This is a genomic window from Lentzea sp. NPDC037011 (assembly GCF_055607425.1).
Genome location: NZ_JBVJRT010000014.1, coordinates 89,655 through 101,738, shown reverse-complemented (window position 1 = coordinate 101,738; position 12,084 = coordinate 89,655). Strand labels below are relative to the sequence as shown.

General features: G+C 71.2%; 11 protein-coding genes. 2 read left to right on the top strand and 9 right to left on the bottom strand.

Annotated features, from left to right (window positions below):
* Window positions 1-73 precede the first annotated feature (73 nt).
* The 7 genes from ACZ7CH_RS34830 to ACZ7CH_RS34800 form a co-directional block, all read right to left on the bottom strand.
* Complete coding sequence (locus ACZ7CH_RS34830; protein WP_360398964.1) at window positions 74-616, bottom strand: 3'-5' exonuclease; 543 nt, start codon at window positions 614-616, stop codon at window positions 74-76.
* A gap of 22 nt (window positions 617-638) precedes the next feature.
* Window positions 639-1,349 (bottom strand): hypothetical protein, encoded by a 711-nt coding sequence (locus ACZ7CH_RS34825; protein WP_470375854.1) that lies wholly within the window; start codon window positions 1,347-1,349, stop codon window positions 639-641.
* Complete coding sequence (locus tag ACZ7CH_RS34820) at window positions 1,336-2,772, bottom strand: vWA domain-containing protein (RefSeq protein WP_470375853.1); 1,437 nt, start codon at window positions 2,770-2,772, stop codon at window positions 1,336-1,338. The genes ACZ7CH_RS34825 and ACZ7CH_RS34820 overlap by 14 nt, the downstream gene beginning before the upstream one ends.
* Window positions 2,769-3,890, bottom strand: a complete 1,122-nt coding sequence (locus tag ACZ7CH_RS34815) for a hypothetical protein (RefSeq protein ID WP_470375852.1) — start codon at window positions 3,888-3,890, stop codon at window positions 2,769-2,771. Before ACZ7CH_RS34815 ends, ACZ7CH_RS34820 begins: the two co-directional genes overlap by 4 nt.
* Before the next feature lie 90 nt (window positions 3,891-3,980).
* Window positions 3,981-4,739 (bottom strand): SDR family NAD(P)-dependent oxidoreductase, encoded by a 759-nt coding sequence (locus tag ACZ7CH_RS34810; protein ID WP_360398976.1) that lies wholly within the window; start codon window positions 4,737-4,739, stop codon window positions 3,981-3,983.
* Between the two features lie 14 nt (window positions 4,740-4,753).
* Entirely contained in the window at window positions 4,754-5,950 is a 1,197-nt protein-coding gene (locus ACZ7CH_RS34805) for an acetyl-CoA C-acetyltransferase (protein ID WP_470375851.1), read from the bottom strand.
* 11 nt (window positions 5,951-5,961) lie between these two features.
* Window positions 5,962-7,107, bottom strand: a complete 1,146-nt coding sequence (locus ACZ7CH_RS34800) for an acyl-CoA dehydrogenase family protein (protein WP_360399273.1) — start codon at window positions 7,105-7,107, stop codon at window positions 5,962-5,964.
* A 94-nt stretch (window positions 7,108-7,201) separates the two neighbouring features.
* Between ACZ7CH_RS34800 and ACZ7CH_RS34795 the strand changes: the two genes are divergently transcribed.
* Complete coding sequence (locus ACZ7CH_RS34795) at window positions 7,202-7,825, top strand: TetR/AcrR family transcriptional regulator (protein ID WP_360398982.1); 624 nt, start codon at window positions 7,202-7,204, stop codon at window positions 7,823-7,825.
* On the opposite strand, the gene ACZ7CH_RS34790 is transcribed toward ACZ7CH_RS34795, so the two are convergent.
* Both ACZ7CH_RS34790 and ACZ7CH_RS34785 read right to left on the bottom strand, forming a co-directional pair.
* Entirely contained in the window at window positions 7,818-8,090 is a 273-nt protein-coding gene (locus ACZ7CH_RS34790) for a GlsB/YeaQ/YmgE family stress response membrane protein (protein WP_360399276.1), read from the bottom strand. The genes ACZ7CH_RS34795 and ACZ7CH_RS34790 overlap by 8 nt on opposite strands.
* Before the next feature lie 105 nt (window positions 8,091-8,195).
* On the bottom strand, window positions 8,196-8,975 hold the full coding sequence (locus ACZ7CH_RS34785; RefSeq protein ID WP_360398985.1) for a sporulation protein: 780 nt from the start codon (window positions 8,973-8,975) through the stop codon (window positions 8,196-8,198).
* A 179-nt stretch (window positions 8,976-9,154) separates the two neighbouring features.
* Between ACZ7CH_RS34785 and ACZ7CH_RS34780 the strand changes: the two genes are divergently transcribed.
* Entirely contained in the window at window positions 9,155-12,079 is a 2,925-nt protein-coding gene (locus ACZ7CH_RS34780) for a carboxyl transferase domain-containing protein (protein WP_470375850.1), read from the top strand.
* Window positions 12,080-12,084: the final 5 nt, after the last annotated feature.

Here is a 12,084-nt window from a genome sequence, read left to right as displayed (position 1 = left end):
CGTGGGGAACCCGGGCAATGACCAGCCACTGGACGGTTGCCGTCGAATCCACAGTGGACTCCCGCCGGCGTGATCACCTCCTGAGCAGCCCGGCCAGCAGGCCCGCGATGTTGTGGGCGTCGTCGTGGCCGCGGTGGTGCGTGCCGTCGAGGCGCTGCCCGGCGATCCGCAGCGCCTCGGCCATCCCGACCTCCCGCGGCAACGCGTGCGCCAGCGCGAACAACGTCTTGACGTTGAGGTGCCGGGGCCCGAACGGGTACTCCACCCCCAGCGCGGCGCACTGCCGCTCGAACATGATGCGGTCGTAGTTGCCGTACGACGCCCAGACGCGGTCGGCGGAGCGGTACTCCTTGCGCAGCAACGCACACGCCTCGGCGAACGGGACACCGCCCGCGACCTGCCCCGCGGTCAGCGTCGTGAGCCGGGTGCAGAAGGGGCTGACGGACGACAGCACCGGCCGCACGAGCACGCTGCGCCGCTCACCCCGCTTCCCCGAGCTCACCTCGAGCGGGCTGATCCCGATCTCGATGATCTCCGAGACCTCGCCGGGCGGCGGCGTCCCCTCCCAGCAGGTCGACTCGACGTCGACGACCAGCACGTGGTCCAGTGCGATCACGTGCCGATCATCCCCGCCCCGTCTACTGGAACACGACGACGGGCAGCACGACGACCTCGCCGGCCTCGGCGTTCCACGACTGCACCTTGCCCAGGCAGCGCGCGTTGAACTGCCCCGGCGGCAGCGTGTCGCGCAGGCTCGCCCGGTCGCACTCCACCCGCACCCGGTGCTCGCCTGCGGAAGCGAGCAGCACCGCCCGGTCACCGGCGTCGTCGCCGAGCTCGAACCGGCCGTGCAGCGACACGTAGTCGCGGATGTCGTTGAGCCGGGTGGCCCGGCCACGCCGCCACGCCTCGTCCGCGGTGATGGTCCGCGTGGTCAGGTCGACGTCCACGACGCCGTGCGCGGCCCGCAGCCCTGCCAGGACCACGCCGATCACGTCGATCTCCGTGGCCGGTTTCTCGTAGGTGTCGGTGTTCTGCTCCACCACCGACCCGTCCACGCCGATGCCGAACTCGTTCGGCCCGACCTGGAGCTTGCCGTTCTTGGTGACGGTGATCTGCTTGACGAACTGCCGGGTGACGGCGTCGTCGTAGCGGCCGACCTTGCACAGGTTGATCATCCGCTGGCCGTGCACGTAGAACAGCAGGCCCGGCACCTCCGGCTGCGGGTCGCGGCGGCGCACCCAGTGCACGGCCAGCGCGACGACCACGACGAGCGCGGCCAGCGTCACGCCCCACAGCAGGAGCCAGCCCCACAGGACCGACCACCAGAGCCCTCTATCGACATCCACGGATCTCCCTCACCGCCTGCGGCAACGACGTCGTGCCGGCGTCCACGAGCCGGCCACCACTGGCCTGCGCCACGCGGTCGAGCTCCGCGCGGTCCGCCTCGCCGAACCGGATGGGGTACACCGGCACCTCGCCCCGCCCGACCCGCAGGAACTCGTCCACCGACGGGCCCGCGTTGTTCTCGCCGTCGGTCATCAGCACGACCGCCGTCTCCCCGCGGGCCAGCCGCAGCGCGTGGTCGAGCGCACCCCAGATGGCCGTGTTGTCGCGCAGGTCATCGGACGCGACGACGGCCAGCAACGCGTCGAGGTCAGCCCTCCCGCGCACGGTCACCGAGCGCTCTTCCAGCACGGTGCCCGCGAACCGGACGATCGTGACCGTCTCGCCGACGTAGAAGCGGTCGAACCCGGTGAGCGACGCGAACGCCTCGCGCAGCGCGGTGATCCGCTCGCCGCGCATGGACGTCGAGTAGTCCAGCACGAACACGACCTGGCGGCCCTCGCCCGCCCGGTCGTGGAACACGAGCAGCCGGTCGAGCACCTCCTGCCGGTCCGGGAAGTACAGGGCGGTGCCGATGTCGGCGGTCAGCCGCCGGTCGCGCGGTGCGGCCGGGTCGACCGGGCGCCGCCAGGTGCGTTCGGCGATCATCCGCTGCGCGGGCGGTGACCGCAGCCAGTCCACGACCCGGTCGTAAGCGGTCCGGCGCGCGGGGTCGACCAGCATCAGCGGGTAGTCCGACAGCACGATCCCGTCGCGCGGGTACACGAGCTCCAGCGGTTCGGGGAGCCGCCCGGAGGCGTTGAGCGCCAGCAGCTCCGACTCGTGCGCGACGACGCCGTCGACGGTGTCGTCGGAAGACCGCCGGACGAGCTCTGCCACCGGGTCGGGCACGTCGAACGCCCGCCCGGCGAGGAACCCCTGCAGGCGGTCGCAGCTCACGTCCTCCGGCCGCAGCGCCGCACCGGTGCCCGCGGCCGCGGTGGCCACCCCGATGAGCGCGGCCATCCCGCCACCGGACACCCGCGGGTCGGCCATGCCGTAGCGGAACTCCCCCACCGCCGCCCGGTCCGCGACGTCGGCCCACGTCGGCCGCTCCCCCAGCACGGCCCGCCGGCCCGGCCGCACGCCCAGCACCACCGGGGAGGTCATGATGCTCGCCGACAACGCTGGCTCGGCGCCGCGCAGCCGCAGGAACCGGTTGCTGGACAGCCACGCCAGGTCGAACCCGGCGAGCGACCGGCTGGCCTCGACCGTGCCGCGGTGCTCGACCGCCAGCTCGACACCGGTGGCGCGCCTCAGCTCGGCCAGCACCGGGGCGAGGTCGGCGAGCTCGGGGCTCGCCAGCACCCGCAACCGCACCGGCGGCGGTGAGCTGGAGGTGCACGCGGTCAGCACGAGCAGCAGCACCGCGGCGACGACCCTCACCGGCAGTCGCCGACGACGTCGAGCATGCGCTCGAAGAACTCGGCCTTGGGCAGCGGCACCCGGCCGGCCTGGCCCACCGGTGGCTGCGGCAGCCCGTGCTCGGTGATGACACGGCCGAAGTCCTGGTCGGTCTCCCCGCTCCAGCCCAGCGGGTGGAACCCGAGCTCGACGGCGCGGCGGCGCAGCTGCGGGTCGTTCATCATCAGCTCGCCGATCCGGTCGCCCTCGGGCGTGAACGAGATGAGCTCGGGCGTGCTCTGGTGCTGCGCCGTCGGGTAGAGCAGCACGCGGTCGCGGTCGGGCTGCTCCCGCCGCAACTGATATGCGATGTACTGGTGCTCGTACATCACCGCGATGACCGCGTGCGTGCGTCCTTCCGGCACGAAGAACTTCGGCGACATGTCCTCACCGGCCTGGCCCTGCGCGGCGATGTGCGGTTTGACCAGCAGTCCCAGCTCCTCCGCCTCCCGCAGGCTCTGCACCGGTTCGTCGCGCAGCGCGGCCGCGTAGAACCCGACGAGGGCCGCGCCCGAGTAGGCCTTGCACGGGTCCGGTGACTGGGCGACGACGAGGTTGTTGTTGCTCAACCCGAGGTCGCTCCACCTCTGCTCGGACAGCGCCATGAACTTGTCGAGGTCGAGGTCGTAGAACAGCGGCGCGGCGTTGTTGTCGTGCGCCACGGCGGCGCCCGCCCGCCTCAGCGCCTCGGCGTGCTCGCGGAAGGTGGCGAGCACGACCGGGGTGAAGAACGGGCGGAACGGCACCGCGTGCTTGCCCTCGCGGCGTGCCTTGACCCGTTCGTTCGCCACGTGCCCCGAGGGGAACACGAAGTGGTAGCTGTCCAGGTCGGGGCTGTCGGCGAGGTCGCGCGACCCGATCGGGGTCACGTGCACCTGGTAGCCGCGCGCCATCAGGATCTGCTTCACCTGCTCGTCCTGGAAGAACTCCCGCTTCGACGCGAGCATCACCCGCACCACGGTGGTGCTCCGGAACGGCCCGGTGACGTGCCCGGTCACCAGCAGCACCACCAGCCCGGCCACGAACACCGCGAGCGGCGGCGCGAACCACAGCAGGAAACGTCTTCGCGGGTCGACCGCCTTGAAATCCGGCTCCTGCACGACTCCCCCTCATGCCGAAAAGCCCCCGACGAGGATTAGACGCGTCGAGGGGGCTCTTGGCACTAGGCCGTTCAGGCAGTGGTCACGGGCTCAGACGATGACCGCTCCACCGTCGACCACCAGCGTCTCACCGGTAACGTAGCCACCGGCGGGCGAGGCGAGGAACACGACGGCCGCGGCCAGCTCCTCCGGGTCGCCGATGCGCCCCGCGGGCAGCGCCGCCCGCATCTTCTCCAGGTAGCCGGGCGGGTACTGGTCGGTCATCTCCGAGGCGAAGAACCCGGGGCAGATCGCGTTGACCCTGATGCCCTTGCGCCCGGTCCACTGCTGCGCGAGGTCGCGCGTCAGGCCGAGCAGACCGGCCTTCGACGCCGAGTACGCGGCCTGCGGGATGCCGCCGGTCACGAGTCCGAGCACGCTGGAGATGTTGATGATCGAACCACCGGCGGTCATCACCGCGGCGGCGGCCTGCGCCATCCAGTAGGCGCCGTTGAGGTTCACGTCGATCACGCCGAGGAACTGCTCCGGCGTCTCCCGCGAGGCCGGCACCGCCGACGCCACACCCGCGTTGTTGACGAGCACGTGCACCGGGCCGAACTCGGCGGCGGCACGCGCCACCTCCCGGCAGTCGTCGGGCTGCGAGACGTCGGCCTGCACCACCAGGGCGCGGCGGCCGGTCGACTCGACCAGCGCGGCCGTGTCCTTCAGCCGGTCCGCACGACGGGCCGCGAGGACGACGTCCGCACCCGCCTCCGCGAGGCCCTTGGCGAACGCGACGCCGAGGCCGGAGGACGCGCCGGTGACGATCGCGACCTTCCCGTCGAGGCGGAACTTGTCGAGGATGCCCACTTGGCCAGAACCCTTCAGCTCAGTCGTTCCAGGACGATCGCCATGCCCTGGCCGCCGCCGACGCACATCGTCTCCAGCCCGAACTGGGCGTCGCGGGCCTGCATGCCGTTGATCAGCGTGGTCATGATCCGGGCGCCGGTCGAGCCGAACGGGTGGCCCAGCGCGATGGCGCCGCCGTGGACGTTCAGCCTGTCGAGGTCGATGCCCAGTGCGCGCTGGCTGCCGAGCACCTGCACGGCGAACGCCTCGTTGATCTCCACCAGGTCGATGTCCGAAATGGACATACCGGCGTGCGCAAGCGCTTGCTGCGTCGCTTCCACCGGCCCGAGGACCATGATCTCCGGCGAAAGCCCGGACACACCGGTGGACACGATGCGCGCCAACGGGGTCAGGCCGAGCTCGCGGGCCCGCACGTCGCTCATGACCACGACCGCGGCGGCGCCGTCGTTGAGCGGGCAGCAGTTGCCCGCGGTGACGGTGCCCCCGGGGCGGAACGACGGCTTGAGCGCCGACACCGCCTCGTAGGTCACGCCGGCCCGCGGACCGTCGTCAGTGGACACGACGGTGCCGTCCGGCAGCGTCACCGGCGTGATCTCGCGGGCGAAGAACCCGTCCGCGATGGCCTTCTCCGCGAGGTTCTGCGACCGGACCGCGAACTCGTCCTGGTCGTGCCGGGAGATGCCGAGCTGCGTGGCGACGTTCTCCGCGGTCTGCCCCATCGCGATGTAGTAGTTGGGCAGCTTGCCGTCCGACCGCGGGTCGGTCCACGGGGCGTTGGACGCGGCGGTGTCCTGGGTCCGCTGCTGCGCCTCGTCGAAGAGCGGGTTGGACGACGGCACGCCGGAGTGCAGGTACCGCGAGACGCACTCGACGCCGGCGGAGATGAACGCGTGGCCCTCGCCCGCTTTGATCGCGTGGAACGCCATGCGCGCGGTCTGCACCGAGGAGGCGCAGAACCGGTTGACCGTCGTTCCCGGCAGGGTGTCGTGGCCGAGCTGCACGGCCACCCGCCGCGCGATGTTCTGGCCGTGCTCGTCCTGCGGCTCGGCGCACCCGAGGTGCAGGTCGGTGATCTCGGTGGCGGGGACGTCCGCCAGCGCCGCGGCGATCACCTGCGCGGCGAGGTCGTCGGGCCGCAGTGAGGCGAGCGACCCCTTGCGCGCACGGCCGATCGGCGAGCGGGCGGTGGAAACGATGACGGCTTCAGCCATGTCGCACTCCCCTACAGGCCCAGGTCGCGGCCGATGAGTTCCTTCATGATCTCGTTGGAGCCCGCCCAGATCTTCGTGACGCGGGCGTCCATCCACGCGCGGGCGACGCGGTACTCGGTCATGTAGCCGTAGCCGCCGTGCAGCTGCACGCAGGCGTCGATGACCTCGTTCTCGATGTCGGCGCTCCAGTACTTCGCCTGCGCCGCCTCGACCGCGGTCAGCTCCTTGCGCACGTGCTGCACCGTCAGGTTGTCCACGAACGCCTGCGTGACGTCGAGCTTGGTGCGCAGCTCCGAGAGCAGGAACTTGTTGTGCTGGAACTTGCCGATCGCCTGCCCGAACGCCTTGCGCTCCTTCACGTACTCCAGGGTCTCGTCGAAGATGCCCTGGGCGTGCGCGAGGTTCGAGATGGCGGCGCCGATGCGCTCCTGCGGCAGGCGTTCCATCATGTAGATGAAGCCCTGGCCCTCCTCGCCGATCATGTTCTCGGCGGGCAGCCGGACGTCGGAGAAGAACAGCTCCGCGGTGTCGGAGGGGTGCTGGCCGACCTTGTCGAGCTTGCGGCCGCGCTCGAAGCCGGGCATGCCGGTCTCGACGGCGAACAGCGTGATGCCGCGCGCGCCCTTGGCCGGGTCGGTGCGGGCAGCGACGACGATCAGGTCGGCGGTGTAGCCGTTGGTGATGAACGTCTTGGAGCCGTTGAGGACCCAGTCGTCACCGTCGCGCACGGCGTTCGTCTTCAGCGCGGCGAGGTCGGAGCCGCCGGACGGCTCGGTCATCGCGATGCCGGTCTTCAGCTCACCGGTGCACATGCCGGGCAGCCAGCGCTGCTTCTGCTCCTCGGTGCACAGGTCGACCAGGTACGGGGCCACGACGTCGCCGTGGATGCCCAGCGACGACGCGACGGCGGCGTTGACCCGGCACAGCTCCTCGGCGAACACGGCGTTGAAGCGGTAGTCGTTCGCGCCGCTGCCGCCGTAGGACTCCGGGATCTCCAGGCCGAGCAGCCCCTGGCGGCCCGCCTCCAGCCACACGTCGCGGTCGATGACCCGCTGCTCGATGAACTTCTCGACGTTCGGCGCGATCGTGCGGTCGACGAACTCCTTCGCCGACTCGCGGAACGCGACGTGGTCCTCGTTGAACAGCGTCCGCTGCACGATCTTCTCCTCCATACTAAGCGGTTGCTTAGCGCTAAGCGCACGCTTAGCGTGCAGTACGATCGATCACCTGTCAACACGCGAGGAGCGCCCGATGACGACGACCGGCCTGGAGGGCTTCGCGCTGCTCGACGAGACGTGGCGCTCGATCACCCCGGACGCCGCCCGCAGGATGCTCATCGCCGCCGTGCACGCGTTCGCGGACAAGGGATACCACGCCACGACCACCAGGGACATCGCCGCTCTGGCCGGGATGTCGCCGGCCGCGGTGTACATCCACTACCGGTCCAAGGAAGAGCTGCTGTTCAACATCTCGCGGGTCGGCCACGAGACGTCGCTGGCGCTGCTGTCGGGCATCCGCGGCGACGACCCGGTGCAGCGGCTGCAGAACGCGGTCGCGGCGTTCGCGGGGTGGCACGCGGAGTTCCACACGACGGCACGCGTGGTGCAGTACGAGCTGGGCGCGCTCTCCCCGGAACACCACGCGGAGGTGGCGGAGCTGCGCAGGCAGATCGACGGGCGGATGCGGTCGTTCATCTCCGACGGCATCGACGCGGGCGTGTTCGACGTGCCGGACCCGCGGGGCGCGACGCTCGCGGTGCTGTCGCTGTGCATCGACGTCGCGCGGTGGTACCAGCCGGGCGGGCGGCGCACACCGGACGAGATCGGCGCGCTGTACGCCGACCTCGTCCTGCGGATGCTCAGGCCCGCTAGCTGACCCTGTTGCGGCCGTACAGCCCGGCCACGAGCGACACGCCGATCGCGGCGACCACGATCTGCACGATCACCTCGATCCAGTCGATGCCGGGTGTGTCCTCCACGCCCAGCAGCCGCGCGATCCACGAACCGATGAACGCGGCCGCGATACCGACCAGGATGGTCAGCCAGACCGGGATGTTCTGCTTGCCCGGCGCGAACAGCTTGCCGAGCAGGCCCAGTACCAGGCCGATGACGAGCGCGCCGATGACACCGCCGATGGTCATGACCGCCTCCTCCTCGATGGTGTTCGGATCTCCTTCGATCATCCCTTCGGACGCCGAGATCCGCAGCACGAGGAGCAGTGCGGTGGGCCTTTCGGCCCTATCGGGTTACCAGCGGCTGCCGGAGACCTGGCTCATCCACTGGGTGATGGTGGCGGTCCAGTCGGTGCCCACCGACTGCTCGTGCGTGACGGCGAACCGGCCGTAGGCGTCGCCGCCGGCGCGCAGCAGACCGGCGCGCTTGTCGGCCTCCAGGATCACGTGCAGGTGCTGCGGGGTAGTGACGAAGGTCAGCTCGACCTGCTTGAGGCGGCCCGCGAACTGCGGCGGCGGGTAGAACTCGATCTCCTGGTAGAACGGCAGCGTCTGCGGCACGCCGTGGATGCGGCCGCGCTCGTTGTCGGCCTTGGTGAAGCGGAAGCCCATCTGCCCGAACGCCTGCAGCACCACGTCCTGCGAGGGCAGCGGGTGCACCCAGATCGGGTCGAGGTCGCCGGGGTCGACCGCGCCGCGGACCTCCAACTCGGTGCGCAGGCCCAGCTGCATGCCCGCGAGCTGCATGCCGCCGACGACGTTCAGCGGGCACTCGACCGGCACCGGGATCTGGAACGGCAGCGACAGGTTCTGGTGCGGCTGCGCCAGGATGCGCTGGCCCACGGAGAACTTGTGGAACTCCATGTTGGTGTTGTACTCGTTGTCGCCGCTCTCGACCTCGACGCGGGTGAGCAGCGCCAGCGTCACGTGGTCGATCTCGGCCGGGTGGTCGCCGCCGGCGATCCTGACCTCGCCGCTCAGCACCTCGCCCGGCCGGACGTTCGGGTTGGTCAGGACCGTGTCGACAGTCGGCCCGCCCACGCCGAACGCGCGCATCATCCTCTTGAACACCACTGCGGCCTCCTGAAGCCCTTCGCACCTGTGCGGCGAGTCTGCCTGCTGGATCGTCCGTTCGCGCCGAACCGTTCCGTGGACGTCCCATTCCCCCGATCGGTTCCGTGTGGACTTCTGTTGACCTCAGATGGCAACATGCGACCGCCGTCACATACTAAGCGGTCGCTCAGGAGGTTGCAGTGCTGTTGGTCGCCAACCGGGGCGAGGTCGCCGTGCGCGTCCTGCGCGCCGCCGCTGACCTGGGAATCCGCACCGTGGCGGTGTACGCCGAGGACGACGCGTCGTCGCTGCACGTGACGCTCGCGGACCGGGCCGTCGCGCTGCGTGGACCGGCCCCCTACCTGGACGCCGAGCAGCTCCTCGACGCCGCGGAGGGCTGCCGGGCCGTGCACCCCGGCTGGGGGTTCCTGTCGGAGAACGCGGCGTTCGCACGGGCGTGCCGGGACCGCGGCCTCGCGTTCGTCGGGCCGTCACCGGAGGTGCTGGAGCTGCTGGGCGACAAGCGGCGGGCCCGCGAGCTGGCCGCGTCGCTGGGCATCCCGGTGCTGGACGCGGTGCCCGGCGAGTTCCCGGTGATGGTGAAGGCCGTCGCGGGCGGCGGTGGCAAGGGCATGCGGGCGGTGCACGACCCGGCGGACCTCGACGCCGCGATCGAGGCGTGCCGTGCGGAGGCGCTGGCGGCGTTCGGCGACGACGACGTCTACTTCGAACGGTTGCTGCCCTCCGCACGGCACATCGAGGTGCAGCTGGTCGGCACCGCGGTCCTCGGCGACCGCGACTGCTCGTTGCAGCTGCGGCACCAGAAGGTCGCCGAGATCGCCCCCGCGCCGCTGCTCGACCCCGCGCTGCGCCGGGCGCTGCACTCCGCGGCGGCCGCGATCGCCACCGCCGCCGGGTACACCGGCGTCGGCACGGTGGAGTTCCTGGTCTCCGGCGACGAGTTCGCGTTCCTGGAGGTCAACCCGCGGCTGCAGGTCGAGCACACGGTGACCGAGGTGGTGTCCGGAGTGGACCTCGTGCGCACCCAGCTGCTGCTGGCGCAGGGCGGCGACGTCGACGTCACGCCGCTGGACCGGGGCAGCGCCGTGCAGCTGCGGGTGAACCAGACCTCCGGCGGGACGCTGTCGGTGTTCCAGCCGCCGTCCGGGCCGGGCATCCGGGTCGACACGCACGCCTACCCCGGCTACCGGGTCGGGACGCGCTACGACGGGCTGCTCGCGAAGCTCGTGGTGCACGGCGAGGACCTGGGCGTGGCGCTCACCCGTGCACGGCGGGCGCTGGGCGAGTTCCGGGTCGAGGGCGTCCCGACCAACCTGGAGTTCCTGCGGACGCTGCTGACCCGCGACGTCGTCGGCGTGCCGACCGACTTCCTCGTCGAGGAACCGGCCGATGGCATGCGGGCCCCGCTGGCGGGGACCGTGGTCGCGGTGGCGGCGGACTCCGTCGTGCTCGAAGCGATGAAGATGCAGCACGTCGTGCGCGTGTCCGGCGAGGTGCTGGTCGCCGTCGGGGACACGGTCGCCGCCGGTCAGCCGCTCGCCTCCGGCGCCGGTGAGTCCGCTGAGGACGCCGCACCGGCTGACCCGGCGGAGATCCGGCCCGACCTCGCCGAGGTGCTGCACCGGCACTCCTTCGACCGGCCCGAGTCCGCGGCACGGCGGCACGCGGCCGGTGGCCGCACCGCACGGGAGAACATCGCCGACCTCTGCACGGACTTCGTCGAGTACGGCGGTCTGGCGATCGCCGCCCAACGCGCGCGCCGGTCGTTGCCCGAGCTCATCGAACGCACGCCCGCCGACGGCATGGTGGCCGGCATCGGTGTCGTGAACGGGCAGCGGATCGTGGCGATGTCGTACGACTACGCGGTGCTCGCCGGTACCCAGGGCCTGCGCAACCACCAGAAGAAAGACCGGCTCTTCGCGTTGGCACGGCAGGAGAACCTGCCGGTGGTGCTGTTCGCCGAAGGCGGTGGCGGGCGGCCCGGCGACACCGACCACAGCATGGTCAGCGGGCTCGACTGCGGCTCGTTCCACGCGTTCGCGCAGCTGAGCGGCCAGGTGCCGCTGGTGGGCGTGGTCGCGGGGCGGTGCTTCGCCGGCAACGCGGTGCTGCTGGGCACGTGCGACGTGATCATCGCGGTCGAGGGCGCGAACATCGGCATGGGCGGCCCGGCGATGATCGAGGGCGGCGGGCTCGGCACGTTCCGCCCGGAGGACATCGGGCCGTTGGACGTGCAGGTGCCCAACGGTGTCGTCGACATCGTGGTCGGCTCCGAAGAAGAAGCCGTCGCCATGGCCCGCCAGTACCTCTCGTACTTCCAGGGACACCAGTCGTCGTGGGAGTGCGCGGACCAGCGCCTGCTGCGCCACGCCGTCCCGGAGAACCGCCTGCGCGCCTACGACGTGCGCCCGATCATCGACACCCTCGCCGACACCGGCTCCGTCCTGGAACTGCGCAGGGGCTTCGGCAGGGGCGTCGTCACCGCGCTCGTCCGCGTCGAGGGCCGTCCGCTCGGCGTCATCGCCAACGACCCGCACGTCCTCGGTGGCGCCATCGACGCCGACGCCGCCGACAAGGCCGCCCGCTTCCTGCAGCTGTGCGACGCGTTCGACCTCGCCGTCGTGAGCCTCTGCGACACCCCCGGCTTCATGGTCGGCCCGGACGCCGAGCGCACCGCCACCGTCCGCCACCTCACCCGCATGGTCGTCACGGGCGCGAACCTGTCCGTCCCCTTCGGACTCGTCGTGACCCGCAAGGCCTACGGGCTCGGCGCCCAGGCCATGGCTGCGGGCAGCCTCAAGGTCCCCCAGTTCGCCGTCTCCTGGCCCACCGGTGAGTTCGGCCCCATGGGCCTCGAAGGGGCGGTGAAGCTCGGGTTCAGGCGCGAGCTCGACGCCATCGAGGACCCGCAGGAACGCGCCGCGCGCTACGACCACATGGTCGCGGCGGCGTACGAACACGGCAAAGCGCTCAACGTCGCGTCGGTCTTCGAGATCGACGACGTGATCGACCCCGCGGACACCCGCCGGTGGGTCGCGACGGCGCTCGCCCCCTCAGCTTCCCGCCCCCAAGGGAAGAAACGCCCGTTCGTGGACACCTGGTGAGGAGC